Raw genomic sequence first — 24,711 nt, 5'->3', positions numbered from 1 at the left:
CAACGTACCATCACGACATTGTCGGCCACTTATTGAGATATCTCAATAAAATATTCTTAATGGATGGCAACTATAGCAGATCGCGCTTTCCGGATTGCCGATCGCGCGCGGATGAGGAGACTTGGGGCAGGATTTGACGTGCTTGCCGCTGAGGCGACAAACGGGCGGCACAAACTACAATGGCGCACCTGTCGTTCGAACAGGATGCGCCATCGCCGAGGAATTTGGTTGCGGGGACAGGATTTGAACCTGTGACCTTCGGGTTATGAGCCCGACGAGCTGCCAGACTGCTCCACCCCGCGTCTGATGGTTCGTATTATACGCGGCTTTGGCGGTTCAGGCAATCCCGCCCGCCGCCACCGCGACGGAGCGGCTGCCGCCGCCGGAATGCGGCGCGGCACAGCCGCTGCAAACCGGTGTAAAGTAGGGGCAACATCAATTCCTGCGTTTCCTATGAAATTCTGCTCCGAGTGCGCCCATCCGGTCACGGTCGCCATCCCGGAAGGGGACAACCGCCCGCGCTACGTGTGCACTAGCTGCGGCACCATCCATTACCAGAACCCGAAACTGGTCATCGGTTCGATTCCAGTATGGGAACGCGACGGCGAGCTCAAGGTACTGCTGTGCAAGCGCGCGATCGAGCCGCGCCACGGCTACTGGACCCTGCCGGCCGGCTTCATGGAAAACGAAGAGACCACGGGCGAAGCCGCCGCCCGGGAAACCGAGGAAGAAGCCGGCGCCAACGTCGCCCTCGGCCCCTTGTTCACCCTGCTGAATGTGGCGCACGTGCACCAGGTCCACCTGTTCTACCTGGCCGAACTGCTCGACCTCGATTACGCGCCGGGCATCGAAAGCCTGGACGTGCAGCTGTTCGCCGAGCACGAAATTCCCTGGGACGACCTGGCCTTCCCGACCATCCGCACCACGCTCGAACTGTTCTTCGCCGACCGCGCGCGCATCCGCGCGGGCGGCGCCTACGGCTTCCACTGCAGCGACATCACGCGTCCGATGCGCGCGCCGGTGCAACCGGACTGAGGCCGGAGCGACCATGATCCCCTGGCTGGAAGCGAATACGCCGTTTCCCGACGTGTCCGAGGCGCTGACGACCGACGCGCCCGGCCTGCTGGCGGCCGGCGCCGACCTGTCGCCGTGGCGCCTGCTGCAGGCCTACCGCAACGGCATCTTCCCCTGGTTTTCCGAAGGCCAGCCGATCCTGTGGTGGAGCACCGATCCGCGCATGGTGCTGCATACCGACGCCTTCAAGCTGAGCGACAGCCTCAGGAAGACGCTGCGCAAGGTCGAGCGTTCGCGCTTGGGCAGTGGACCTTGGGACGTGCGCTTCGACAGCGCTTTCGAGCAGGTGATGCGCGCCTGCGCCGCCCCGCGCAAGGACGGGCCCGGCACCTGGATCTCGGAAGACATCATCGACGGCTACACCGGCCTGTTCGCGCTCGGCCATGCGCACTCGTCCGAGGTGTGGCTGGACGGCGAACTGGTCGGCGGCGCCTATGGCGTGTGCATCGGCCGCATGTTTTACGGCGAATCGATGTTCGCGCGCGTGTCGGACGCCTCCAAGGTGGCGCTGGCCTACCTGGTCGCCTTCTTGCGCACCCAGGGCGTGGCGATGCTCGACTGCCAGCAGGAGACCGGCCACCTGGCCTCGCTGGGCGCCGTGCCGATCCCGCGCCGCCAGTTTCTCGAGCACGTGCGCCAGGCGGTGCAGGCGCCGCCGATCGAGCGCTGGGAAGTCGTGCCTCCATTGACCGCCTGAGGGCACGCAGCGCCTTCTTTGGCTACAATGGTGTCAAACGTCGTCTCGAGAGCATTGCATGACGCACCTAAATGACCTGCCATTTTCCACGCTGCAGTTCTACACCACGGCGCCCTACCCGTGCAGTTACCTGGACGCGCGCCAGGCGCGTTCGCAGGTCGCCACGCCGTCCCATCTGATCAATGCGGACGTGTATTCCGAACTGGTGCGCAACGGCTTTCGCCGCAGCGGCATCTTCACCTACCGCCCGTACTGCGACGGCTGCCGCGCCTGCATCCCGGTGCGGGTGGGCGTGCAGGCCTTTGCGCCCAACCGCAGCCAGCGGCGCGCCTGGAAGCACCACGCCGGCCTGGCCGCCACGGTGGCCAACCTGTCGTTCTCGGACGAGCACTACGCGCTGTACCTGCGCTACCAGACCACGCGCCACGTCGGCGGCGGCATGGACCAGGACAGCCGCGACCAGTACGCCCAGTTCCTGCTGCAAAGCCGGGTCAACACGCGCCTGGTGGAATTCCGCGAGCCGGACGGCGTGCTGCGCATGGTGTCGATCATCGACGTGCTGACCGACGGCTTGTCCTCGGTATATACGTTCTTCGATCCCGACCTGGAAGGCGCCTCGTTCGGCACCTACAACGTGCTGTGGCAGATCGAGCAGGCGCGCGAGCTGGGCCTGCCCTACGTGTATCTCGGCTACTGGATCGAGCAGAGCCCGAAGATGGCCTACAAAATCAATTTCCGGCCGCTGGAAGCGCGCATCGACGGCGTCTGGGGCGTACTGGAGCGCTGAGCGCGCATGCCGGCCGGCGCCGACCGCCGTACCGGCCCTCCTACTGCCGAGCCAGGCTAGCACCCCTTGTCAACCTTACAGGTTAAAATGGGGCGACTCGATGATGAAGAGTCCATCCTTGCTGGCAAGCCACGGCGCAGAACCCTGCCCGGATACCTGCGCCGGGATGGGCTCTCGAACAACATGCCCGACAAATTCCTGTACACGCTTGCCCGCCCGCTGCTGTTTTCCCTCGATCCGGAAACGGCGCACAACCTGACGCTGCCGGCGCTGCGGCGCGCCGCTGCCTTGGGCGTCACCGGCGTCATCGGAAAGCCGGCGCCCGATCCGCGCACCGTCATGGGCATTACCTTTCCGAACCCGGTCGGCCTGGCCGCCGGCCTGGACAAGGACGGCGCCTATATCGACGGCCTGGCGGCGCTCGGCTTCGGCTCGATCGAGATCGGCACCGTGACGCCGCGCGCCCAGCCCGGCAATCCGCGCCCGCGCATGTTCCGCCTGCCGGCCGCACAAGGCATCATCAACCGCATGGGCTTCAACAACGGCGGCGTCGATGCCTTCGTCGCCAACGTGCAGGCTTCGCGCTTCTACCGCGAACGGCGCGGCGTGCTGGGCCTGAACATCGGCAAGAACGCCGACACGCCGATCGAGCGCGCCGCCGACGACTACCTGGAATGCCTGCGCAAGGTCTATCCTTACGCCAGCTACGTCACCGTCAACATCTCGTCGCCGAATACCAAGAACCTGCGCCAGCTGCAGGGCGCGTCGGAACTGGACGGCCTGCTGTCGCAGCTGAAGCAGGAGCAGGCGCGCCTGGCCGACCAGCACGGCCGCTACGTGCCGCTGGCGCTGAAGATCGCCCCGGACATCGACGGCGACCAGATCCGCGACATCGGCGCGGCGCTGCTGCGCCACAAGATCGACGGCGTGATCGCCACCAACACGACGCTCACCCGGCGCGACGTCGAAGGCATGCGCCACGCCAACCAGCAGGGCGGCCTGTCGGGCGCGCCGGTGTTCGACCTGTCCAACATCGTGATCCGCGCCTTGAAGAAGGAAGTCGGCGACGCCGTGCCGATCATCGGCGTGGGCGGCATCCTGCGCGGCCAGGACGCCAGGGCCAAGATCGCGGCCGGCGCCCAGCTGGTGCAGCTGTACAGCGGCCTGATCTACCGCGGCCCGGCGCTGGTACGCGAATGCGCGGATGCGCTGCGCGCGCAGGCAGGCAAGAAACCCTGAATTTCGCGTTACCTCATATCACCGGCTCGGTGTGCCGGCGCGCCGAACCCACCATTGCCGGTCGCCGCGTGGACGGCGCAACCGCGTAGTCGATTCGTGCGCCGGCGGTCGGGCCGCCTCGCCGGCCACGTCCACCCTGCCTGAATGGCGACGAAAGGAACTCCCATGAAAAAGCACCAGCTCGGCAAGACCGACCTGACCGTCTCGCGCGTGTGCCTCGGCACCATGACCTTCGGCGAGCAGAACACCGAAGCCGACGCCCACAGCCAGCTCGACTACGCGCTCGAACGCGGCATCAACTTCATCGATACCGCAGAGATGTACCCGGTGCCGCCCCAGGCCGGCACGCAAGGCACGACCGAGCGCTTCGTCGGCACGTGGCTGCACAAGCGCGGCAAGCGCGACGACATCGTGCTGGCCACCAAGGCCGCCGGCCCGAATCCGAACCAGACCTGGATCCGCGGCGGCCGCCAGAACCTGGACGCCGTCAACATCCGCGCCGCGCTGGAAGACAGCCTACGCCGCCTGCAGACCGACTACGTCGACCTCTACCAGTTGCACTGGCCGAGCCGCAACGTGCCGATCTTCGGCGCCAACAGCTTCGACCCCGCCAAGGAACGCGCCGCCGTGCCGATCGAGGACACCCTGGCGGTGCTGGACGAGCTGGTCAAGGAAGGCAAGATCCGCCACGTCGGCGTGTCCAACGAGAGCCCGTGGGGCGTGTGCGAGTACGTCAAGCAGTCCGAAACGAAGGGCTTGCCGCGCATCGCCACCATCCAGAATTTATATAACCTGAGCGCGCGCGCGTTCGAGACCACGCTGCTGGACGAGGTCTGCTACCGCGAGGGCGTCAGCCTGCTGGCCTACAGCCCGCTCGCCTTCGGCCAATTGTCCGCCAAGTACATCGACGACCCGAAGGCGCACGGCCGCCTCACGATCTATCCGCCGACCTGGAGCCCGCGTTACCTGCGCCCGGCGGTGCTGGACGCCACCCGCGAATACGCGGCGCTGGCGCGCGCCAACGGTTTGACGCCTGCGCAGATGGCGCTGGCCTGGTGTTATTCGCGCTGGTTCGTGGCCTCGACCATCATCGGGGCGACCAGCCTGGCGCAGTTGAAGGAAAACATCGATGCGGAGCAGGTGACGCTGCCGGACGCCGTGGTGGCGGGGATCGATGCGATTCATGCGCGGTATACGAATCCAGGCCAATAAATCGACGCGATAACTTCGAGCGATAACCTCAAACCGTCGTCCCCGCGCAGGCGGGGATCCATGCTGAGTAATCGAAGTCGCTATGCAAGCATCTCGACTTTGTCACCGCCAGCTTGGGTCCCCGCCTGCGCGGGGACGACGTACATGAGCTGACGATTATTGGTACGTCATCCTGACGATCTGCCCACCCTACTCCGCCACCGGACGTAGCGCCTTCTCGATATCCGCCTTGGTAAACCCCTGCGCGAAGCGCTCGATGAAATCATACGCATACGCGCGCAGGTAGGCGCCGCGGCGCACCGCCAGGCGCGTCACGTTGGGCGCGAACAGGTGCGAGGACTCGATCGCGCGCAGGCCGCGGTCGCGTCCGTGGTCGAAGGCCATCGAGGCCACGATGCCGACGCCCATCCCGAGCGACACATACTGCTTGATGACGTCCGAATCCATCGCCGTCAGCACGATGTCCGGGCTGACATTGGCGGCGGCGAAGGCGGCGTCGATGTGGCTGCGGCCGGTGAAGCCGACGTCGTAGGTGATCAAGGGATACTCGGCCAGATCGGCCAGCTTGATCGGCGATTGCCCCAGCAGCGGATGGCCGTCCGGCACCACCACCAGGTGGCTCCATCGATAGCACGGGAACGACACCAGGTCGGGGAAGGCACTCAGTCCCTCGGTGGCGATGCCGATGTCGGCGCGGCCGGACAGCACCCATTCGGCGATGTGTTCCGGCGCGCTCTGCTGCAGGGCGATGCGCACGCCCGGGAACGCCGTGCGGAAGGCTTGCACCACCTGCGGCAGTGCGTAGCGCGCCTGGGTGTGGGTGACCGCCACGCGCAGTGTGCCGCTGTCCTGGCCGGCGTATTCGCTGCTGGCCTGCTGCAGGTTCTCGGCCTCGACCAGCAGGCGCTCGATGATTTTCAATATGCCCTTGCCGGGATCGGTCAGGCCGGTCAGGCGCTTGCCGTTGCGCTCGAAGATGACCACGCCGAGTTCGTCCTCGAGTTCGCGGATCTGGCGCGACACGCCCGGCTGCGAGGTGAACAACGCGTTGGCGACATCAGTCAGGTTGAAATTGCGGCGCGCCGCTTCGCGCACCGAACGCAGTTGCTGGAAATTCATATGCCGCCGCCTTGCTCGACGAGATGTTGCGCATCGCCCTGCCCGCCCACGAACACGTGCATCCGCTTGGGCCGCACCAGCAGCGTCTCTCCTTCCTTCAAGCCGAGTTCGCGGTAGCGTTCGTTCGGAATCACGGCCTCGACGATGTCGGCGTTGTCGGCGCGTTCCAGGTCGAGCTGGGCCAGCGGGCCGATCGCGTGGGCGCGGCGCAGCTTGACCACCACGCCCTCCCCGCCCGGCGCGTAGCGCTCGACCTCGAGATCGTGCGGTCGCACGTAGGCGATGCCCTCGCCGTTCTGCACGCCGGCAAACTGCGGTGTGTGAAAAGTGGCGTCGCCGCTGGCCAGCACGCCGTCGTGCACGCGCCCGTGGAACAGGTTGACGTTGCCGAGGAAGCCGTACACGAAGGGCGAGGCCGGCTGGTTGTACACCTGGTCCGGCGTGCCGAGCTGCTCGACCCGGCCCTTGTTCATCAGGACCACCTGGTCGGCCACTTCGAGCGCCTCTTCCTGGTCGTGGGTGACGAAGATCGAGGTCACGTGCAGTTCGTCGTGCAGCTGGCGCAGCCAGCGCCGCAGTTCCTTGCGTACCTTGGCGTCGAGCGCGCCGAACGGCTCGTCCAGCAGCAGCACGCGCGGCTCCACGGCGAGGGCGCGCGCCAGGGCGATGCGCTGGCGCTGGCCGCCGGACAGCTGCGGTGGATAGCGGTCGGCGATCCAGTCCAGCTGCACCAGCTCCAGCAGGCGTTTCACCTTGTCGCGGATCTGCGCTTCGCTCGGGCGCTCGGAACGCTTCTTGACGCGCAGGCCGAAGGCGACGTTCTCGAACACGGTCATGTGCTTGAACAGCGCATAGTGCTGGAACACGAAGCCGACCTGGCGCTCGCGCACGTGGCGCGCGGAAGCATCGTCGCCGTCGAGCAGCACGCGGCCGGAATCCGGGAATTCCAGGCCGGCGATGCAGCGCAGCAGCGTGGTCTTGCCGCAGCCGGAGGGACCGAGCAGCGCGGTCAGCTCGCCGTCGGCGAATTGCAGCGAGACGTCGTCCAGGGCCGTGAACTGGCCGAACTGCTTGCGGATGTGTTGGACTTCGATCGTCATTCAATGCTCCGTGGTGGTGGCCGGCACGCCGGCGTCGGTGGTGCGCAGCGACTGGTGCAGGCGCCATTCGATGAAGGTCTTGATGGCCAGCGTGACCAGCGCCAGCAGCGCCAGCAGCGAGGCGATCGCGAACGCGGCCGTGAAGTTGTATTCGTTGTAGAGGATCTCGACCTGCAGCGGCATGGTGTTGGTCTCGCCGCGGATGTGGCCGGACACCACCGACACGGCGCCGAACTCGCCCATGGCGCGCGCGTTACACAGGATCACGCCGTACAGCAGGCCCCACTTGATGTTGGGGAGCGTCACGCGGAAGAAGGTGGACCAGCCGGACGCGCCCAGCACCAGCGCCGCCTCTTCCTCTTCGCTGCCCTGCGCCTGCATCAGCGGGATCAGTTCGCGCGCCACGAACGGGAAAGTGACGAAGATGGTGGCCAGCACGATGCCCGGCACCGCGAACAGGATCTTGATGTCGTGGTCCATCAGCCACGGTCCGAACCAGCCCTGCGAGCCGAACAGCAGCACGTAGATCAGGCCGGCGATCACCGGCGACACCGAAAACGGCAAATCGATCAGCGTCAGCAGCACGCTTTTTCCCGGAAAGTCGAACTTGGCGATGGCCCAGGCCGCGGCCACGCCGAACACCAGGTTCAGCGGGACGGCGATGCCGGCCGCGATGAAGGTCAGCTTGATCGCCGCCAGCGCATCGTCGTCCAGCACCGCCGCCTTGTAGGCGTCCCAGCCGTGCTTCAGCGCTTCCACGAACACGGCCAGCAGCGGAATGAACAGGAACAGCGTCAGGAACAGCAGCGCCACCGCGATCAGGGTATAGCGCACCCAGCGCGGCTCCAGGGTATTGGTGGCCTTGCGCGGACCCGGGGCCGCAACCGCGGGCGGCGGCGCGGACGGCTTGCCGGCGCGCGGCGTGCCCGCCTTGTGGTCGAGAACGGCGCTCATTTATTTCCCCGCGCGCTTGCGCGCCCAGGCCTGCAGCAGGTTGATGGTCAGGAGCAGGAGAAAGGAGACCACCAGCATCACCACCGCGATCGCGGTGGCGCCGGCATAGTCGTACTGCTCCAGCTTGGTGATGATGAACAGCGGCGTAATCTCGGACACCATCGGCATGTTGCCGGCGATGAAGATGACCGAACCGTATTCGCCGGTGGCGCGCGCGAACGCCAGCGCGAAGCCGGTCAGCAGCGCCGGCACGATGCCCGGCAGGATCACGCGGATGAAGGTCTGCCACGGGCTGGCGCCCAGGCTGGCGGCGGCCTCTTCCAGCTCGCGCTCGGCATCTTCCAGCACCGGCTGCACCGTGCGTACCACGAAGGGCAAGCCGATGAAGGTCAGGGCCACCACCACGCCCAGCGGCGTGAAGGCGACCTTGATGCCGGCCTTTTCAAGGTATTGGCCGATCCAGCCGTTAGCCGAGTACAGGGCGGTCAGCGTGATGCCGGCCACTGCGGTGGGCAGCGCGAACGGCAGGTCGACCAGGGCGTCGACGAAACGCTTGCCGGGAAAGGAATAACGCACCAGCACCCAGGCCACGATGCCGCCGAACACGACGTTGATCGCCGCCGCCAGCAGCGCCGCGCCGAAGCTCAACCGGTAGGACGCCATCACCCGCTCCGAGGTGACCGCGCTCCAGAACGCATCCCAGCTCATGGTAAAGGTTTTCAGGAACACGGCCGACAGCGGGATCAGCACCAGCAGCGCCAGGTAGAAGATCGTGAACCCGAGCGAAAGCCCGAAGCCGGGAATGACCCGGTTCGCGCTGCTGCGGGATTGCACCAGAGTATTCATGAAATGCGCCTTATTACAATTTCTTCTATAAGAGGGCAATAATCTCACCCATTATTCATATTGCAAACGAAGCATTACTTATTTGTATAGAACATCTTTGTCTTTACCGAAACGCAAACGAATGAAGCGCCCGCAGGCGCCTCGTTTCGAGCCGGACAATCGTTCAATACAGCAGCTTGACCGCGACCAACGCCAGCGTCGCCGCCAGCAAGCCGCGCAGCAGGCGTTCCGGCACCGAGCGCGCGAACCAGGAACCGATGGTGATGCCGGGCAGCGAGCCGACCAGCAGGGTCAGCAGCAGCCACCAGTTGATCGAGCCCAGCCACCAGTGGCCGACGGCGGCGATCGCCGTCAGCGGCACCGCGTAGGCGATGTCGGTGCCGGCCACCTCGGCCGGCGTCAGGCGCGGGTACAGCATCACCAGCAGGGTGGCGCCGATGGCGCCGGCGCCGATCGAGGAGATCGTGACCAGGGTGCCCAGCACGGCGCCGGAGGCGATGGTGGCGGCAGCCAGCGCGCGGCCGTGCAATTGCCGCCCGGGGCTGGCGTTGACCCAGGCCAGCATCTTGCTGCGGAACAGGATCGCGACCACGGTCAGCAGCACCGACACGGCGATCGAATAGCGGATGACCTGGCCAATGGCCTTGTCGAGCGGACCGAAGTGCTGCAGCGCGAGGGTGGCCAGCAGCGCCGCCGGCAAGGCGCCCATGCACAGGCGGCGCACGATGAACCACTGCACGGTGCCGCGCGAACGGTGGGTGACGGTGCCGGCGCTCTTGGTGATCGATGCGAATGCGAGGTCGGTGCCGACCGCCACCGACGGCGTGACGCCGAACAGCAAGGTCAGCAGCGGCGTCATCAGCGAGCCGCCGCCGACGCCGGTCATGCCGACCAGCAGGCCGACGGCGAAACCCGACAAGATATACGTAATGGACATGCTTTACCCCCAGATTGGCGCCAAGGGTAAAGTGCCTCAACCGTAAAACAAACGACAGCTTCCTTATTTGCTTATGCGGGGAGCGTTATTGCGCCCATGCCGCATACGCAAAATCCGCATACCGCATTACTTGTTCGGCTGCGGGGTGACGCGCAGGTACGGACGCGCGGCGGTGAAGCCTTTTGGATATTTCTGCTGCAACTGCTCCGGATCCTGCACGGTCAGCGGGATGATGACATCGTCGCCATCCTTCCAGTTGCCCGGCGTGGCCACCGTATAGCCATCGGTCAGTTGCAGGGCGTCGATCACGCGCAGCACTTCGTCGAAGTTGCGGCCGGTGCTCATCGGGTAGGTGATGGTCAGGCGGATCTTCTTGGCCGGATCGATGACGAACAGCGAGCGCACGGTGGCGGTGGCCGACTGGTTCGGGTGGATCATGTCGTACAGGTTCGAGACCTTCTTGTCGGCGTCGGCGATGATCGGGAAGCCGACCACGGTCTGCTGGGTGTCCTCGATGTCCTTGATCCACTTGGCGTGCTGCTCGGCCGGATCGACCGACAGCGCGATCGCCTTCACGTTGCGCTTGTCGAATTCCGGCTTGAGTTTCGCGGTCAGGCCCAGTTCGGTGGTGCACACCGGCGTGAAGTCGGCCGGATGCGAGAACAGCACCACCCAGGAATCGCCCGCCCACTCGTGGAAGCGGATGCGGCCGATGGTGGAATCCTGCTCGAAATCGGGTGCGGTATCGCCCAGGCGTAAGGTCATGGTCATTCTCCTTGAGAGTCGGTTTGCGAAGTTTCTTCAGAAAAAGCGGTTGTACAGGACGACGATCCAGGTGGCCACGGCCATCGCGATCGCCAGCGCCACCGCCGCGCTGCCCAGGTCCTTGGCGGCCTTGGACAACGGGTGGCGTTCGAGCGAGACGCGGTCGACCACGGCTTCGATGGCGGCATTGATCAGCTCCACCAGCAGCACCAGGCCAAGCACCGCGATCAGGGCCAGCTTCTGGAAGGCCGAAATCCTGAGGAACAAGGCCACCAATGTCGCCGGCAGCACCACCATCAATTCCTGGCGAAACGCGTGCTCGTGGCGCCAGGCATGCTTGAAACCATCGATCGAATAGCGGATGGCGGATGCGATGCGGTTGAAGCCGCCTTTGCTCTTGAACTCACTGCCGGGTTGATTCATCTTGGTCGCGCATTGTCATGCGGGCTGCTGTACAGGATCTTCATTATGCCCACAGTGCTTGGCCATTATGCAACACGATTCTGGGCGAGGTACCGATTTTTTTCACATTATGGTATAAACTAAGGGAATATACCGCACTGCACCAACCACATCATGAAAATGGAAACCCTCGAGCCGGCGAAAACTTCCATCCAGGTGATCGAGCGCATGACGGCCCTGCTCGATGCGCTGGCGAGCTATCCCGACCCCGTGAGCCTGAAGGAATTGTCCAAGGTATCCGGCCTGCATCCGTCGACCGCGCACCGGATCTTGAACGACATGGTGGTGACGCGCTTCGTCGACCGCGTCGAGCCGGGCACCTATCGCCTGGGCATGCGCCTGCTGGAACTGGGCAACGTGGTAAAAAGCCGGCTGTCGGTGCGCGAAGCGGCGGTCGACCTGATGCGCCTGCTGCATAACAAGACCAAGCAGACCGTCAACCTGTCGGTACGGCAAGGCGACGAGATCGTCTACATCGACCGCGCCTTTTCCGAGCGCTCGGGCATGCAGGTGGTGCGCGCCATCGGCGGCCGCGGCCCGCTGCACCTGACCTCGACCGGCAAGCTGTTCCTGTCGGTGGACGAGGCCAAGGCGATCCGCGCCTACGCCACCCGCACCGGCCTTGCCGGCCACAACAAGAATTCGATCACCGACCTGACGCGCCTGGAGCGCGAACTGTCGCTGGTGCGTTCGCGCGGCTACGCGCGCGACAACGAGGAACTGGAACTGGGCGTGCGCTGCATGGCGGCCGGCATCCACGACGACAGCGGCAAGCTGGTGGCCGGCCTGTCGATCTCGGCGCCGGCGGACCGGCTGCAGGAAGAATGGCTGGAAGACCTGGTGAACACGGCGATGCAGATCTCGGCCACGCTGGGGCACCGGGTAATGCCGGCGGTGTGAGGAAAAATTTCCCCAGCGCTGGTCGAGCGATCAACCCTGGCTTCGCATCCTCGTCGTCCCCGCGCAGGTGCACTACCGTCCAAGATAGTATTGCTGGCCTAAAGACCGTCGTTCCAGGCACTGCCTGAAACGACTCCCCGCGAAGGCGGGGACCATACATCATCACATGATTCGGCAAGCTGGAACCTCTCCAGCCATGTCAAATAGAGAGTACTGACGAATCAGCATGGGTCCCCGCCTGCGCGGGGACGACGCCACCAAGCTAACGCTGAGAAAGATAACGAGGATCGGCAACGGTCATTCCGTTCCTGTTGCCTCGCCTCTGCGGCTTATTGCACCAGCGGCGCCGCCCCGACACCCACGCCCGCCCCTGCCGATACCGTTACCGGCACCCCGGCGGCCGCCGCTGCCGGGATGACCGGCGGCTTGATGGCTTCCAGCCAGCGCCGCATGCGGCCGGCGTCGGCGGTGCGCGACTGCTTGCCTTTCGAGTCGAGGAACACCATCACCACGTTGCGGCCCTGGATCATGGCCTGCATCACCAGGCAGCGCCCGGCTTCGTTGATGAATCCGGTCTTTTGCAAGCCGATGTTCCAGTCCGGCATGGCCACCAGGTAATTGGTGTTCGAATAGCGCAGCGCACGGCCGCCGGCTTCGACCACGTAGTTCGGGTCGGTCGTGTACTGGCGCAGCAGCGGTTCGTGGTGCGCCATCGATACCAGCTTGGCCAGGTCGCGCGCGCTCGACACGTTCTGGCTCGACAGCCCGCTCGAATCCACGTAATGGGTATTGTTCATGCTCAGTTCGCGCGCCTTGGCGTTCATCGCCGCGACGAAGGCATTGATACCGCCCGGATAATTCCTGCCCAGCGCGGCGGCGGCGCGGTTTTCCGAGCTCATCAAGGCGATGTGCAGCAGGTCTCCGCGCGTCATGCGGGTGCCGACCTGCAGGCGCGAACTGGTGAACTTGTGGTGGTCGACATCGTCTTCCGTGACGGTCAGGATTTCGTCCAGGTTCTGGTGCGCCTGCACCACCACGAAGCCCGTCATCAGCTTGGTGATCGAGGCGATCGGCAGCGCCACGCTGGAATTTTTTTCGAACAGGACTTCCGAACTGTCCTGGTCCAGCACATAGGCGACGCTGGAACGCAGGGCGAGCGGATCGTGGGTGAGGTTCAGGCCGGCCAGGTCGCCCGCGCTCAGGATCGCGAGGGCCGGCGCCGCGCGACGTACTTGCTCGTAGACGACCTTGCGCTTGCCGCGCACCTTGATCACGCGGCGCACCAGGCGCTGGCGGTTGTCGGAGGCGACCAGTTTCGCCGGCTCGTGCTTCTTGACCTTGATCCGCTTGACCACCGCTGTCCGGCCCTTTGATTTGGCCTCGGCGGCAACGGGTTCGAACACCAGCATCATCGAAATGGCGGCGGTCAATGCGAGCTTGAGCATCTTGATTCCTTGAACGCGAACGGGATGCGATCCAGCAAAACGGGACGGCATGGACGACTGTACCACCCGCTCCCGATTTTTTCTACAGCGCAATATGTAAAGCGTTGTAGATTTCTCTTGGTATTTCAACAGCTTGCGAGCGCCGCGGCTGCCGTCCGCGCCGGTTCTTCGCGGTAGGCGGCAACTCGAGTATAGCGCCGAACCGGCGAGGCTATTCGACGAAACGGACGAAGGATGACAAGGGTTCGCGTTCGGTCAGCAGCGTGTTCTCGACCTTGCCGGGGTCGGCGTGGCCGAGCGCCATGCCGCACACCACCATCTCGTTGGCAGGCAAGGCCAGCTGCGCGGCGATGATGCGGTGGAACTGGGTGAAGGCGGCCTGCGGGCAGGTATCCAGACCGCGCCCGCGCGCCGCCACCATGATGTTTTGCAAGAACATGCCATAGTCGAGCCAGGAGCCCTGCTCCAGCACGCGGTCGATGGTGAACACCAGCCCCACCGGCGCATCGAAGAAGCGGTAGTTGCGCCCGTGCTGGGCCGCCATCCCGGCCTTGTCATCGCGGGTCAAGCCGAGCAGCGCATACAGGTCCCAGCCGACCTTGCGGCGCCGGTCGATGAACGGCGATATCCATGCGCGCGGATAGTAGGCGTATTCCTCGACGTGCTCGGCAGCCCGCTGCGGGTCGGCGTAGGCGGCCAGGATCGCCGCGCTCAGGCGCGCCTTGGCATCGCCCTGCAGCACGTACACCTTCCACGGCTGGGTGTTGGTGCCGGACGGGGCGCGTGCCGCCACCTCCAGGATGGCTTCCAGGTCCGCGCGCGCCACCGGCGTCGGCAGGTAGGCGCGGATCGAGCGGCGCGACGTGATGGCCGCATCCACGGCTTGCTGTTGCTGGTTGTCGATCATGGGTTCTCCGTGAACGTTTTCATGCTTTCCTGACGACGAAAGCCACGCCCAGCACCGCCAGCGCCATCCCCAGCAGGCCGGCCGGGCTCAGCGATTCGCCGAAGACCAGCCAGGCCATCAGCGCCGTGGTCGGCGGCGTCAGGTACAGCAGGCTGGTGACCTTGGTAGCGTCGTTGCGGCTGATCAGCCTGAACAACAGGAAGATCGCGCCGATCGACAGCGCCAGGATCGCCCACAGCAGCGCCCCGACGAATTGCGGCGTCCAGCGCACGGCATCCAGGCCGGGGCCGAACCCTTCGCTGGCGACCGCGAACGGCAGCAGCGCCAGCGCGCTCGCGGCGTACTGGATCACGGCGCCGGTGCGCGGGTCGAACCGGGGGCAGAAGCGCTTCTGGTACAGCGTGCCGGCGGTGATCGACAGCAGCGCCAGCACGCACAGCGCCACCGCGGCCGGCGCCAGGGCGCTCAGGCTGATCCTGGCGGCCACCACCAGCGCCACCCCGCCCAGTCCGAGCAGCAGGCCGATCCACTGGCGCGGCGTGACGCGCTCGCCCACCAGCGGCGCCGCGAAGGCGGTCAGGATCGGCTGCATGCCGACGATCAGCGCCGACAGCCCGGCCGGCATGCCGATCTTGATGGCGCTCCAGACGCCGCCCAGGTAGCCGGCCTGCAGCAGCAGCCCGGCGATCGCCACGTGCCCCACGCGTCCATGCGGCCAGGCGGCGCGCGTGGCCAGCACCACCGGCAGCAGGACCAGGATGGCGCCCAGGCAGCGCAGGATCAGGAAGCTCAAGGGCGGCGCATACGGCAAGCCGTACTTGGCGGCGATGAACCCGGTACTCCACAGGAACACGAAGAACAGCGGCACCGGCGCCAGCCAATGCGATTGCGGCCGCAAAGGACGCGGTGCAGCGGACCGGGACGGGGCGGCGGAACTGTCGGGCATCATGAAAGAGAGAAGTCGGAAAACGCGCCGCACCATGCAAAATCGGCACGAAAAACCAGAACGGCAAGTCTAGCATGGGCACGGCATTGCGGCGGTGCGACGGCTTTTCCCACGACATGCCGGCTGCCCTGTTGTATCTGAACAAATCAAAAATCGGAAAAACGATTGCTTATATTGATATATTTCAAGATATCGTTACCTTATTGTGCGACGCATCAAAACTGCTTGACGCATAATCCAAAAACAGTAAAAATGACTTTTGTTGCGACGCACAATCGTCTCAAAAAATATTCCAGCTGCACCAGTCCAAGGCAACACATCCTCGAGGTCACGCTTCTTCGGAGTGACGTGTCCTTTAAACGTTCCAATCAACGTTCCATTTCTGGAGAATTACATGTTTGCATTCCCTGAGCAGTTTTCGAACGCGACCAAAGCCAACCTCGAATCCCAATTCGCCCTGTTCTCGGCCCTGACGTCGAAGACGTTCGAGGGTGTCGAAAAGCTGGTCGAGCTGAACATCAGCACCACCAAGGCCGCCCTCGAAAACTCGTCGGCAACCGCACGCCAGCTGCTGGCCGCCAAGGATGCCCAGGAATTCCTGTCGCTGTCGGCAGCCCAGGCCCAGCCGAGCGCCGAAAAGGCCCTGTCGTACGGCCGCCAGGTGGCCTCGATCGCCGCCGACACCGGCGCCGAGTTCTCGAAAGCCGCGGAAAGCCAGATCGCCGAAGTCAACCGCAAGGTGATCTCGCTGGTCGACGAAGTGACCCGCAACGCCCCGGCCGGTTCGGAAACCTACGTGTCGGCCATCAAGACCGCCATCAGCAACGCCAACGCCGGCTACGAGCAGTTCAGCAAGACCGCCAAGCAAGCGCGTGAAGCCGTGGAAAACAACGTGAACGCGGCCGTGTCGCAATTCACCCAGGCCGCCGGCAAGGCCGGCGTGGCTGCCGCTGCCTGAGTCGTCGCCTGACTGCGCCGGCAACGCCTCGTTGCCGGCTGCCGGATGGTAAAACGGCCCGGACCGCTCACGCGTTCCGGGCCGTTGTATTTGGTCGTCGATCACTCGCCCAGATAGGCCGCCTGCACCCGCGGATCGTCCAGCATCGCGCGGGCGTCGCCGCTCATCGTGATCAGCCCCGATTCCATCACATAGGCGCGGTGCGCCGCCTGCAGCGCCAGGCGCGCATTCTGCTCCACCAGCAGCACCGTGATGCCGCGCTGCGACACGTCGCGGATCACCTCGAAGATCTTTTCCACCATGATCGGCGCCAAGCCCATCGACGGCTCGTCCAGCAGCAGCAGCGTCGGATGGCACATCAGTGCGCGCGCCATCGCCAGCATCTGCTGCTCGCCGCCCGACAGCGTGCCGGCCAGCTGCGCGGAGCGCTCTTTCAGGCGCGGAAACACGGCGTACCACCCATCGATATCCGCCTCGATGCCGGCCTTGTCGTTGCGCGTATAGGCGCCCATCAACAGGTTTTCGTGGATCGTCATGCGCGTGAACACGCCGCGCCCTTCCGGCACCATGGCCAGCTTCTGCTGCACCAGCTTGAACGACTTGTTGCTGGCGAGCGGCTGCCCCTGGTAGCTGATCGTGCCCGCCACCTTGCAAGGCGGCAGCGTGCCGGTAATGGCCTTCAGCGTGGTCGTCTTGCCGGCGCCGTTGGCGCCGATCAGGGTGACCAATTCGCCGCGGTTGACTTCCAGGTCGATGCCTTTCACCGCCTTGATGCCGCCGTAGGCCACCTGCAGGCCGTCGATTTTCAGGATGTTGTCGCTCATCAGTGCGCGCCTCCCAGGTAGGCCTCGATCACGGCCTGGTTCTTCTGGATCTCGGCCGGCAGCCCCTCCGCGATCAATTTCCCATATTCGAGCACCGAAATGCGGTCGCACAAGCCCATCATCAGCTTCACGTCGTGCTCGATCAGCAGCACCGTACGGCCCTCGTTGCGGATCTTCACCAGCAGTTCGCGCAGCGCCAGTTTTTCGGTGGCATTCATGCCGGCCGCCGGTTCGTCCAGCGCCAGCAGCTTCGGCTCGGTCGCCAGTGCGCGCGCGATCTCCAGCCGGCGCTGGTCGCCATAGGACAGGAAGCGCGCGGTGCGGTTGGCAAACTGGCCGATACCGACGAAATCGAGCAATTCCTGCGCGCGCGCGCGGATCGCCGCTTCTTCCACACGCGCGGCGCGATGGCGGAAGATGGCGCCGAACACGCCTTGCCGGGTGCGCACGTGGCGCCCGACCATCACGTTTTCCAGCGCCGTCATCTCGCCGAACAGGCGGATGTTCTGGAAGGTGCGCGCGATGCCGGCCCTGGCCACCGCGTGCGGTGCCGACGGTGAGTATGGCTTGCCGTCCAGTTCGAAGCTGCCGGTGTCCGGCTGGTACAGCCCGGTGATCACGTTGAAGAAGGTGGTCTTGCCGGCGCCGTTGGGACCGATCAGGCCATAGACTTGGCCTTTGGCGATCTTGATGCCGACGTCGGTCAGCGCCTGCAGGCCGCCGAAGCGTTTATTTACGCCGGAAATGTTGAGGAGGATGTCGTTCATGGTGTGATCCCTGGCGCGCTCAGGCTGGCGCGCCCTCTTCCTTTTCTTCCATGTCGGTAGCGGCGACCGGACGGTCTTCCTTCACCGGCGACGGCCACAAGCCGGCCGGCCGGTTCAGCATGATCAAGACCATGGCCAGGCCGTACAGCAGCTGGCGCAGCACCTCGGCCTCGATCAGCACCTTGCCGAACAGCGCCTGCTGTGCCGGTTCGACCACGTGGCGCAGCACTTCGGGCAGCGCCGCCAGCAGCACGCCGCCCAGCACCACGCCCGGGATGTGACCGATGCCGCCCAGCACCACCATCGCCAGTACCGAAATCGACTCGGTCAGCGAGAACGATTCCGGAGAAACGAAACCCTGGAAGGCGGCGAACATGGCGCCGGCCACGCCGCCGAACGACGCGCCCATCGAGAACGCCAGCAATTTGACGTTGCGGGTATTGATGCCCATCGCCTTTGCCGCGATCTCGTCTTCGCGGATCGCCACCCAGGCGCGGCCCAGGCGCGAATGCTGCAGGCGCCCGGTCATGAAGATGGTGACGATGCACAGCGCCAGGAACAGGAAGTAGTACGCGTTGACCGATGGCATCCCGAAGCCGCCGACGAACACGGTGGCGCGCGAACCGGCCTCGCCCGCCAGCGACACGCCGAAGATGCGGATCGGATCGATCAGGTTGATGCCCTGCGGACCGTTGGTGAAATTGATCGGATCGTTCAGGTTGTTCATGAAGATGCGGATGATCTCGCCGAAGCCGAGCGTCACGATGGCCAGGTAGTCGCCGCGCAGCTTCAGCGTCGGCGCGCCCAGCAGCGCGCCGAACAGCGCCGCCGTGAGTCCCGCCAGCGGCACGATCGCCCACACCGACAGATGGATGCCATTGGTGCGCACTTCCTCGCCGAACAGGCGCACCACGGTGTCGCTGACTTCCGGGTGGTAATTGATCAGCGACTCCAGCAGCGCCGCGAACTGCGGCGAGGCCAGCAGGCCGGTGAGATAGGCCCCGACCGCGAAGAAGGCGATGTAGCCCAGGTCGAGCAGGCCGGCAAAGCCGACCACGATGTTCAAGCCCAGCGCCAGCATGATGTACAGCAGCGCCATGTCGAGGATGCGCACCCAGGAATTGCCGAACTGGGCCGCCACGAACGGGAACGCCAGCATGACCGCCAGCAGCAGCGCCATGTTGGCATAGGCCTGGCGCGGCTTGTGCGCGGTGTCGAAGGTGATGAGAGCCATAGTCGTTCCTTTCGCTCAGGCGCGGTCGGCCACGCGTTCGCCCATGATGCCGGACGGACGCACGGTCAGGACCAGGATCAGCACCACGAAGGCGAAGATGTCCTGGTAATGGCTGCCGAGGAAGCCGCCGGTCAGGTCGCCGATGTAGCCGGCGCCCAGGCTTTCGATGATGCCGAGGACGATACCGCCGATCATGGCGCCGTAGATATTGCCGATGCCGCCGAGCACCGCGGCCGAGAATGCCTTCATGCCCGGCACCGTGCCCATGGCGAACTGGATCGAGGCATAGTTGGCGCCCCACATCACGCCGGCCACCGCCGCCAGCGCCGCGCCGATGGCGAAGGTGGCGACGATCACGCGATTCGAATCGACCCCCATCAACCCGGCCACGCGCGGATTTTCGGCGACGGCGCGCATGGCGCGTCCCATGCGCGTCTTTTCAACCAGGAACACCAGGGCCAGCATGGCCAGCGCCGCCAGCACCAGCAGCAGCACCTGCGTCTGCGAAATGACGGCGCCGCCGACCAGGATCGGTTCCGACGACAGCAGTTGCGGGAACGGCAGCGGGCTGCGGCCCCAGATCATCATGGCGAAGGTCTGCAGCAGGATCGACACGCCGATCGCCGTGATCAACGGCGCCAGGCGCGGCGCGTTGCGCAGGCGGCGGTAGGCGACGCGCTCGATCAGCACGTTGACCAGCATCGCCACCGGGATCGCGCCGACGATGGCGATGGCCAGCTGCACGCCGTCGGGCAGGCCGGGAAAGGTGCTGTCGAGCAGTTTCAGGATCGACAGGCCGACCATGGCGCCGATCATCAGCACGTCGCCGTGGGCGAAGTTGATCAGGTTGAGCACGCCGTACACCATTGTGTAGCCGAGCGCCACCAGCGCATACATACTGCCCAGCACCAGACCATTGAGGATCTGTTGGACAAAAGTTTCCATGCTTACCGCCCCTTCCCATTAACAAAAACGGCACCCGGACGATGCCGAGGTGCCGCTCTTGTCTGACGTAATATTGTTCGTCGCCCGCAAGGCAACCTGTCACGCGCCAATGCTGCAGTACCTGTGCCTGCAACGCCGGCGCCTATTCCGAGCGCCATCATCATAGCGATGTTTTAGAAAAACTAACATCGGAAATTGGCGCGTAGATAAATATTGTTTCGCCGGGAGTGACTGGCGGAGAATGGATGCGCCGGCATGAAGCAAGCGCATCATTCGACGCCCCGGCAACTGGCGTCGGTGCACCTGGACGATGCGCGGGCATACGCGGCGTACATGATGCCTAATGACGCCAGCACGTCGTCCCCGGCCTTGCCGGGGACGACGTATCGTTGTTGAGGATACCTTCGCAGCCGATATGAACCATGCAGCTTCAGGCAGCCGCCTTGTTTCCATCCAGCCCCTTCGGCAGCGGGAAGGTCACGTTCTCCTCGACACCCTCGAGCGCCCGCACGCTGGCCGCGCCCAGTGCCTTGAGCCGGTCGATCACCGCCTGCACCAGCACTTCCGGCGCCGATGCCCCGGCGGTCACGCCGATGCGCTTCTTGCCCTCGATCCAGGCCGGGTCGATGCGCTCGGCGTTGTCGACCATGTAGGCAGGCGTGCCCATCTTGTCGGCCACTTCGCGCAGGCGGTTCGAGTTGGAGCTGTTCGGGCTCCCGACCACGATCACCACCTCGACCTGCGGCGCCATGAACTTCACGGCTTCCTGGCGGTTGGTGGTGGCGTAGCAGATGTCGCCCTTCTTCGGCTCGATGATGTTCGGAAAACGCTCCTTCAGCGCGGCGATGATTTCCAGGGTGTCGTCCACCGACAGCGTGGTCTGCGACACGTAGGCCAGCGAATCCGGATTGGCGACCTGCAGCGCGCGCACGTCCTCGACCGTCTCGACCAGGTGCATGCCCTCTTCGGCCTGGCCCATGGTGCCCTCGACTTCCGGGTGGCCGGCATGGCCGATCATGATGATCTCGGCGCCCTGCTTGCGCATCTTGCCGACTTCGACGTGGACCTTGGTGACCAGCGGGCAGGTGGCGTCGAACACCTTCAGGCCGCGCGACTCGGCTTCCTCGCGCACCGCCTTGGAGACGCCGTGCGCCGAGAACACCAGCGTGTTGCCGGGGGGACGTCATCGAGGTCTTCGATGAAGATCGCGCCCTTGCCGCGCAAATCGTTGACGACGTAGGCGTTGTGCACGATCTCGTGGCGCACGTAGATCGGCGCGCCGAACTGCTGCAGGGCACGCTCGACGATCTCGATCGCGCGGTCGACGCCGGCGCAAAAGCCGCGCGGCTGGGCCAACAGAATCTCGTTTTCCATAAATAAATGGTATGTGTCGGTGACAGTGTCTTATAACACGGAAATCAATTGCACTTCGAACGTCAACGGCTGGCCGGCCAGCGGGTGGTTGAAGTCGAAGACGGCGGCATCGTCGCGCAGTTCGCGCAGCACGCCGGCAAAGCGGCCACCGCCGGGCGCGGCGAAGTCGACCAGGTCGCCGACCTGGTAATTGGCGTCCAGTTCCGAATTCTCGTCCAGCGTCTTTTTCGATACGGCTTGGATCAACTCCGGATTACGTTCACCGAACCCTTCTGCCGGACTCAGCTCAAACCTGGCTTGCGCACCTTCTTCCAGGCCCAACAGCCGCTGTTCGAGGAAGGGCGCGAGCTGGCCCTGGCCCAGCATCAGCGTGGCCGGCGTACCGCCGAAGGTCGTGACGATATCGGTGCCGTCGGCGCTGGAGAGGCGGTAATGCAGGGTCAGGTAAGCCGATTCGGTGACGACGGGAAGCGTGTTGGAAGACATTGCAATGGTCGGATGGCGGGCAAACCGCTATTGTAAGCCAGAGCCGCCCTTCCCGTCCCTCATCGATCCTTATCGCTTTTCTTTTCGCGGCCTTCTTTTCTGGGATCTTGCACAAGGTGGACGGGAGCATATGGGAATCAACGATTGGGTGGAGCAGGAACGGCCGCGCGAGCGGCTGGTGCGCGACGGGGCGGCGGCATTGTCCAACCCGGAACTGCTGGCGCTGCTGCTGCGGGTCGGCGTGCCGGGCAAGAACGCGGTGGAACTGGGACGCGACGTGCTGCAGCACTTCGGTTCGCTCCACGGCCTGTTCGGCGCCACGCTGCAGGATTTTTCACAGGTGCACGGGCTCGGCATGGCCAAGTATGCGCAGTTGCAAGCCGTGATGGAACTGGCGCGGCGCGCCATCGGCGAGCAGTTGCAGGCCGGCGCCAGCCTGTCCTCGCCGGACATGGTCAAGCGCTACCTGCAGGTCAAGCTGGGTGGCCAGCCTCACGAATCCTTCGTGGTATTGTTCGTGGACGTCAAGAATCGCCTCATCGTCGACAAGGAATTGTTTCGGGGCACACTCACGCATACCAGCGTGTACCCGCGCGAGGTGGTCAAGGCGGCGCTGGCCTGCAATGCCGCCAGCGTCATGCTCGCGCACAACCATCCGTCCGGCGTCGCCGAGCCGAGCGACGCCGACCTGCGCCTGACGCGCTCGCTGTCGCAGGCGCTGGCGCTGGTCGACATCCGCGTGCTCGACCACTTCGTGGTGGCGGGGCCGGTGGTGCATTCGTTTGCCGAAAACGGCCAGTTGTAGCGGCGCAGCCCGGATGCGGTAGCGTACCTGTCCGTCCGGCATCCATCAGGAGGCATCGAAGCGGTAGCAGCCGACATCGAACGCCATGCTGCCGGGGCTGCCGAAGCGGCGCGCCAGGCGCACGTGCTGCCGGTGCAGCAGCGCCGCCTGCGGGTAGGCTGCATGAAAGCTGCGCTGCCAGCCCGGTCCGGCCTCATCATGCGTCACCAGCAGCACCATACCGCTCGGGGGCGGCCCCGTCCCTGGCGCCGCATCGAGCAGCACGGTGCGCAATTCGGGGCGCGCAAAGCGCAGGTTGCCGGCGGACAGCAGGCTTTCGGTGACGACGACCTGCGCCGCCGGGCAGGCCCGGCGCAGTGCGTCCGCCAGGCGCTCGTAAGGGTGATGCGGCACCACCACCATGCCGAACGCCGGCGTCAGCCAGGTGCGCGCCGGCAGCAAGGCCAGGAACAGCAATCCCGCCGCCACAGCGGCGCGGCGGATGGCGGCGCACGCCCGCGCGCTGCGCAGCGCCGGCAGCAGCACGAACGCAGCCAGCGGCAGCGGGAACAGCAGGGGCATCATCCAGCGTTCCTTGATGGTGCCGACCTGCCCGGTGAAGGCGAGCGCGGCCAGCATCAGCGCGACGCTGCCATACAGGCACAGGAAGAAACGCGCCTCCGCGGTGTGCGCCTGCCATTCGACAGGCCGGTGCAAGCGCCAGTGGACGATTGCAAGCACGCAGGCCGGCAGCGCCGCGAAGGTCAGTGTCGCCGTCGCCAGGTCGGCAAGGCCGCCGAGCACGCGGTCCAGGTAGGCGACCCCTTCGTTACCGGCCTGCATCTTGCGCAGGGTCCCGCCGAACGCCAGGTCCGGGTGCGCCAGCATCCAGGCGGCGTGCGGCGACACCACCAGCAAGGCGGCCGGCAGCGCCCCCCAGGTGCGGCGGTTCCACAGCACGCGGCGCTGCTCCGGCACCAGCAGGCTGGCGCAGACGAGTCCGGCCAGCAGGATGCCGAAGTTGTACTTGGCCTGCAGGCCGAGCCCGCACAGCAACCCGAACCAGGCATACCGTGCCAGCGTCGGCTTGCCGAGCAGGCCGACATACGCTGCCAGCACAGCGCATGCGAGCGTCAGCAGCAGCAGGGAATGGGTCTGGATACGCAAGGTTTCCCAGCCGATCTGCGGGAACAGCGCCAGCATGGCTGCCGCCGCCAGCGCCGCGTCGCGTCCCACCAGCGGCCGCGACGCCCGGTACAGCGCCACATAGGCCGTGGCCAGCAGGATCGCCTTGGGCAGGATCAGCCCGAAACGGTCTATGCCGGTGACCGAGAACACCAGCCACTGCAGCCAGGCGTACAAGGGCGGCTGGGTGCCGTAGCCGAGCCGCAGTTGTTGCGTCAGGTAGACGATCTCGGCTTCGTCGCGGTCGAGCGCGCCTGGCATGCCGGCGCGGACCAGCAGGTAGGCAGAGAAATACGCCAGCAGGACCGCCAGCCAGCGCAGTGCGCTGGCGGTCTGCGTGCCTGGCCGCACCTCATAGCCACGGCGCTCGCCGGCGCGTGGCACGATGGAAACAAACGTCGGGTTTTCGCTGGACATGCGCCGGCCCATGGAGCGATGCGATCAGTCCCTACACTGACGCCTGGCTGCCGCATGCCTTTGAAGGGACGCAAGGCCGACGCCGATGCTCTCTGCATGACCGGTAATCGTGGCGCCCTTCCCACGACATGCATGATCGCTCCATCCTTTTCCGACGTATTTCGTCGACAAGAAGATCGCCCGCATCACGTCGAATGGCGCCGATCCGGCATCGCCGCGTCGGTCGATCACGAACCGAATAGACGTGTGTAAACAGCAGCTTACAAAAGAACCATCGGTCCCGCGCAGTGAGCACATCTGCAGCAGATTGCGAAATCTTACGATTGTTAAATTCATTGAATAATTTA

General features: G+C 65.1%; 24 protein-coding genes, 1 tRNA gene and 1 pseudogene. 8 read left to right on the top strand and 18 right to left on the bottom strand.

What is annotated here, in order from left to right; all coding sequences use genetic code 11:
- Window positions 1–225: 225 nt before the first annotated feature.
- Window positions 226–302: transfer RNA gene (locus tag HH212_RS13205), tRNA-Met, on the bottom strand.
- A 151-nt stretch (window positions 303–453) separates the two neighbouring features.
- Between HH212_RS13205 and HH212_RS13200 the strand changes: the two genes are divergently transcribed.
- The 5 genes from HH212_RS13200 to HH212_RS13180 all read left to right on the top strand — a co-directional run bounded on the left by HH212_RS13200 (window position 454) and on the right by HH212_RS13180 (window position 5,009).
- The gene (locus tag HH212_RS13200; RefSeq protein WP_170202892.1) at window positions 454–1,035 is read left to right on the top strand and encodes an NUDIX hydrolase; all 582 of its coding nucleotides are present in this window, start codon (window positions 454–456) and stop codon (window positions 1,033–1,035) included.
- 13 nt (window positions 1,036–1,048) lie between these two features.
- A complete protein-coding gene (gene aat, locus HH212_RS13195) occupies window positions 1,049–1,771 on the top strand; it encodes a leucyl/phenylalanyl-tRNA--protein transferase (protein ID WP_170202891.1) in 723 nt (240 codons plus the stop codon).
- Between the two features lie 58 nt (window positions 1,772–1,829).
- The gene (locus HH212_RS13190; RefSeq protein ID WP_170202890.1) at window positions 1,830–2,558 is read left to right on the top strand and encodes an arginyltransferase; all 729 of its coding nucleotides are present in this window, start codon (window positions 1,830–1,832) and stop codon (window positions 2,556–2,558) included.
- Between the two features lie 183 nt (window positions 2,559–2,741).
- Entirely contained in the window at window positions 2,742–3,797 is a 1,056-nt protein-coding gene (locus HH212_RS13185) for a quinone-dependent dihydroorotate dehydrogenase (protein ID WP_170202889.1), read from the top strand.
- 165 nt (window positions 3,798–3,962) lie between these two features.
- The gene (locus tag HH212_RS13180) at window positions 3,963–5,009 is read left to right on the top strand and encodes an aldo/keto reductase (RefSeq protein WP_170202888.1); all 1,047 of its coding nucleotides are present in this window, start codon (window positions 3,963–3,965) and stop codon (window positions 5,007–5,009) included.
- Window positions 5,010–5,198: 189 nt separating this feature from the next.
- On the opposite strand, the gene HH212_RS13175 is transcribed toward HH212_RS13180, so the two are convergent.
- The 7 genes from HH212_RS13175 to HH212_RS13145 all read right to left on the bottom strand — a co-directional run bounded on the left by HH212_RS13175 (window position 5,199) and on the right by HH212_RS13145 (window position 11,153).
- A complete protein-coding gene (locus HH212_RS13175) occupies window positions 5,199–6,128 on the bottom strand; it encodes a CysB family HTH-type transcriptional regulator (protein ID WP_170202887.1) in 930 nt (309 codons plus the stop codon).
- The gene (locus tag HH212_RS13170) at window positions 6,125–7,228 is read right to left on the bottom strand and encodes a sulfate/molybdate ABC transporter ATP-binding protein (RefSeq protein ID WP_170202886.1); all 1,104 of its coding nucleotides are present in this window, start codon (window positions 7,226–7,228) and stop codon (window positions 6,125–6,127) included. The genes HH212_RS13175 and HH212_RS13170 overlap by 4 nt, the downstream gene beginning before the upstream one ends.
- Entirely contained in the window at window positions 7,229–8,182 is a 954-nt protein-coding gene (cysW, locus tag HH212_RS13165) for a sulfate ABC transporter permease subunit CysW (protein WP_170202885.1), read from the bottom strand.
- On the bottom strand, window positions 8,183–9,028 hold the full coding sequence (cysT, locus tag HH212_RS13160) for a sulfate ABC transporter permease subunit CysT (protein WP_170202884.1): 846 nt from the start codon (window positions 9,026–9,028) through the stop codon (window positions 8,183–8,185). It lies immediately after the preceding gene.
- A 163-nt stretch (window positions 9,029–9,191) separates the two neighbouring features.
- Window positions 9,192–9,965 (bottom strand): sulfite exporter TauE/SafE family protein, encoded by a 774-nt coding sequence (locus HH212_RS13155; RefSeq protein WP_170202883.1) that lies wholly within the window; start codon window positions 9,963–9,965, stop codon window positions 9,192–9,194.
- Window positions 9,966–10,091: 126 nt separating this feature from the next.
- Window positions 10,092–10,730, bottom strand: coding sequence for a peroxiredoxin (locus tag HH212_RS13150; protein ID WP_170202882.1), 639 nt, complete (start codon window positions 10,728–10,730; stop codon window positions 10,092–10,094).
- 36 nt (window positions 10,731–10,766) lie between these two features.
- Window positions 10,767–11,153: a diacylglycerol kinase gene (locus HH212_RS13145; RefSeq protein ID WP_170202881.1), complete on the bottom strand. Its 387-nt coding sequence runs from the start codon at window positions 11,151–11,153 to the stop codon at window positions 10,767–10,769.
- A gap of 153 nt (window positions 11,154–11,306) precedes the next feature.
- Between HH212_RS13145 and HH212_RS13140 the strand changes: the two genes are divergently transcribed.
- Window positions 11,307–12,092, top strand: a complete 786-nt coding sequence (locus HH212_RS13140; protein WP_170202880.1) for an IclR family transcriptional regulator — start codon at window positions 11,307–11,309, stop codon at window positions 12,090–12,092.
- 329 nt (window positions 12,093–12,421) lie between these two features.
- Here the strand turns inward: HH212_RS13140 and pbpG are convergent, their stop codons facing one another.
- From pbpG to HH212_RS13125, 3 genes are all read right to left on the bottom strand, one after another.
- Window positions 12,422–13,537: a D-alanyl-D-alanine endopeptidase gene (gene pbpG, locus HH212_RS13135; protein WP_170202879.1), complete on the bottom strand. Its 1,116-nt coding sequence runs from the start codon at window positions 13,535–13,537 to the stop codon at window positions 12,422–12,424.
- A 211-nt stretch (window positions 13,538–13,748) separates the two neighbouring features.
- Window positions 13,749–14,444 (bottom strand): nitroreductase, encoded by a 696-nt coding sequence (locus tag HH212_RS13130; RefSeq protein WP_170202878.1) that lies wholly within the window; start codon window positions 14,442–14,444, stop codon window positions 13,749–13,751.
- A gap of 19 nt (window positions 14,445–14,463) precedes the next feature.
- Window positions 14,464–15,393 carry a DMT family transporter gene (locus tag HH212_RS13125; protein WP_502572567.1) on the bottom strand — a complete coding sequence of 310 codons (930 nt, stop codon included), beginning with the start codon at window positions 15,391–15,393 and terminating at the stop codon, window positions 14,464–14,466.
- Window positions 15,394–15,784: 391 nt separating this feature from the next.
- Here HH212_RS13125 and phaP point away from each other — a divergent pair, with 391 nt between their 5' ends.
- The gene (gene phaP, locus HH212_RS13120) at window positions 15,785–16,348 is read left to right on the top strand and encodes a TIGR01841 family phasin (protein ID WP_170202877.1); all 564 of its coding nucleotides are present in this window, start codon (window positions 15,785–15,787) and stop codon (window positions 16,346–16,348) included.
- A 101-nt stretch (window positions 16,349–16,449) separates the two neighbouring features.
- On the opposite strand, the gene HH212_RS13115 is transcribed toward phaP, so the two are convergent.
- The 6 genes and pseudogenes from HH212_RS13115 to HH212_RS13090 all read right to left on the bottom strand — a co-directional run bounded on the left by HH212_RS13115 (window position 16,450) and on the right by HH212_RS13090 (window position 21,978).
- Window positions 16,450–17,172 (bottom strand): ABC transporter ATP-binding protein, encoded by a 723-nt coding sequence (locus HH212_RS13115; protein ID WP_170202876.1) that lies wholly within the window; start codon window positions 17,170–17,172, stop codon window positions 16,450–16,452.
- Window positions 17,172–17,939 carry an ABC transporter ATP-binding protein gene (locus HH212_RS13110; protein ID WP_170202875.1) on the bottom strand — a complete coding sequence of 256 codons (768 nt, stop codon included), beginning with the start codon at window positions 17,937–17,939 and terminating at the stop codon, window positions 17,172–17,174. The genes HH212_RS13115 and HH212_RS13110 overlap by 1 nt, the downstream gene beginning before the upstream one ends.
- 19 nt (window positions 17,940–17,958) lie before the next feature.
- A complete protein-coding gene (locus tag HH212_RS13105; protein WP_170202874.1) occupies window positions 17,959–19,173 on the bottom strand; it encodes an ABC transporter permease subunit in 1,215 nt (404 codons plus the stop codon).
- A gap of 15 nt (window positions 19,174–19,188) precedes the next feature.
- Window positions 19,189–20,118: a branched-chain amino acid ABC transporter permease gene (locus tag HH212_RS13100; RefSeq protein WP_170202873.1), complete on the bottom strand. Its 930-nt coding sequence runs from the start codon at window positions 20,116–20,118 to the stop codon at window positions 19,189–19,191.
- 430 nt (window positions 20,119–20,548) lie between these two features.
- A pseudogene (ispH, locus tag HH212_RS13095) lies at window positions 20,549–21,492 on the bottom strand (4-hydroxy-3-methylbut-2-enyl diphosphate reductase).
- Between the two features lie 30 nt (window positions 21,493–21,522).
- The gene (locus tag HH212_RS13090) at window positions 21,523–21,978 is read right to left on the bottom strand and encodes an FKBP-type peptidyl-prolyl cis-trans isomerase (protein WP_170202872.1); all 456 of its coding nucleotides are present in this window, start codon (window positions 21,976–21,978) and stop codon (window positions 21,523–21,525) included.
- A 130-nt stretch (window positions 21,979–22,108) separates the two neighbouring features.
- Here HH212_RS13090 and radC point away from each other — a divergent pair, with 130 nt between their 5' ends.
- Window positions 22,109–22,783, top strand: coding sequence for a RadC family protein (gene radC, locus HH212_RS13085; RefSeq protein ID WP_170202871.1), 675 nt, complete (start codon window positions 22,109–22,111; stop codon window positions 22,781–22,783).
- Window positions 22,784–22,828: 45 nt separating this feature from the next.
- On the opposite strand, the gene HH212_RS13080 is transcribed toward radC, so the two are convergent.
- Entirely contained in the window at window positions 22,829–24,364 is a 1,536-nt protein-coding gene (locus tag HH212_RS13080) for an ArnT family glycosyltransferase (protein ID WP_170202870.1), read from the bottom strand.
- Between the last annotated feature and the right edge of the window lie 347 nt (window positions 24,365–24,711).

Source organism: Massilia forsythiae (genome assembly GCF_012849555.1).
GTDB lineage: Bacteria > Pseudomonadota > Gammaproteobacteria > Burkholderiales > Burkholderiaceae_D > Telluria > Telluria forsythiae.
Note: the sequence above shows the minus strand (reverse complement) of the source record. Positions and strands in the feature narration are given on the sequence as shown.

Excerpts from the sequence above, each read along its gene's own strand:
- HH212_RS13080 (WP_170202870.1), bottom strand. The coding sequence starts at position 24,364 with ATGTCCAGCGAAAACCCGACGTTTGTTTCCATCGTGCCACGCGCCGGC.
- HH212_RS13140 (WP_170202880.1), top strand. The coding sequence starts at position 11,307 with ATGAAAATGGAAACCCTCGAGCCGGCGAAAACTTCCATCCAGGTGATC.
- HH212_RS13180 (WP_170202888.1), top strand. The coding sequence starts at position 3,963 with ATGAAAAAGCACCAGCTCGGCAAGACCGACCTGACCGTCTCGCGCGTG.
- HH212_RS13105 (WP_170202874.1), bottom strand. The coding sequence starts at position 19,173 with ATGGCTCTCATCACCTTCGACACCGCGCACAAGCCGCGCCAGGCCTAT.
- HH212_RS13115 (WP_170202876.1), bottom strand. The coding sequence starts at position 17,172 with ATGAGCGACAACATCCTGAAAATCGACGGCCTGCAGGTGGCCTACGGC.
- HH212_RS13125 (WP_502572567.1), bottom strand. The coding sequence starts at position 15,393 with ATGATGCCCGACAGTTCCGCCGCCCCGTCCCGGTCCGCTGCACCGCGT.
- HH212_RS13090 (WP_170202872.1), bottom strand. The coding sequence starts at position 21,978 with ATGTCTTCCAACACGCTTCCCGTCGTCACCGAATCGGCTTACCTGACC.
- HH212_RS13150 (WP_170202882.1), bottom strand. The coding sequence starts at position 10,730 with ATGACCTTACGCCTGGGCGATACCGCACCCGATTTCGAGCAGGATTCC.
- HH212_RS13175 (WP_170202887.1), bottom strand. The coding sequence starts at position 6,128 with ATGAATTTCCAGCAACTGCGTTCGGTGCGCGAAGCGGCGCGCCGCAAT.
- HH212_RS13170 (WP_170202886.1), bottom strand. The coding sequence starts at position 7,228 with ATGACGATCGAAGTCCAACACATCCGCAAGCAGTTCGGCCAGTTCACG.
- HH212_RS13100 (WP_170202873.1), bottom strand. The coding sequence starts at position 20,118 with ATGGAAACTTTTGTCCAACAGATCCTCAATGGTCTGGTGCTGGGCAGT.
- cysT (WP_170202884.1), bottom strand. The coding sequence starts at position 9,028 with ATGAATACTCTGGTGCAATCCCGCAGCAGCGCGAACCGGGTCATTCCC.
- phaP (WP_170202877.1), top strand. The coding sequence starts at position 15,785 with ATGTTTGCATTCCCTGAGCAGTTTTCGAACGCGACCAAAGCCAACCTC.
- HH212_RS13155 (WP_170202883.1), bottom strand. The coding sequence starts at position 9,965 with ATGTCCATTACGTATATCTTGTCGGGTTTCGCCGTCGGCCTGCTGGTC.
- cysW (WP_170202885.1), bottom strand. The coding sequence starts at position 8,182 with ATGAGCGCCGTTCTCGACCACAAGGCGGGCACGCCGCGCGCCGGCAAG.
- HH212_RS13130 (WP_170202878.1), bottom strand. The coding sequence starts at position 14,444 with ATGATCGACAACCAGCAACAGCAAGCCGTGGATGCGGCCATCACGTCG.
- HH212_RS13185 (WP_170202889.1), top strand. The coding sequence starts at position 2,742 with ATGCCCGACAAATTCCTGTACACGCTTGCCCGCCCGCTGCTGTTTTCC.
- HH212_RS13145 (WP_170202881.1), bottom strand. The coding sequence starts at position 11,153 with ATGAATCAACCCGGCAGTGAGTTCAAGAGCAAAGGCGGCTTCAACCGC.
- HH212_RS13190 (WP_170202890.1), top strand. The coding sequence starts at position 1,830 with ATGACGCACCTAAATGACCTGCCATTTTCCACGCTGCAGTTCTACACC.
- HH212_RS13110 (WP_170202875.1), bottom strand. The coding sequence starts at position 17,939 with ATGAACGACATCCTCCTCAACATTTCCGGCGTAAATAAACGCTTCGGC.
- aat (WP_170202891.1), top strand. The coding sequence starts at position 1,049 with ATGATCCCCTGGCTGGAAGCGAATACGCCGTTTCCCGACGTGTCCGAG.
- radC (WP_170202871.1), top strand. The coding sequence starts at position 22,109 with ATGGGAATCAACGATTGGGTGGAGCAGGAACGGCCGCGCGAGCGGCTG.
- pbpG (WP_170202879.1), bottom strand. The coding sequence starts at position 13,537 with ATGCTCAAGCTCGCATTGACCGCCGCCATTTCGATGATGCTGGTGTTC.
- HH212_RS13200 (WP_170202892.1), top strand. The coding sequence starts at position 454 with ATGAAATTCTGCTCCGAGTGCGCCCATCCGGTCACGGTCGCCATCCCG.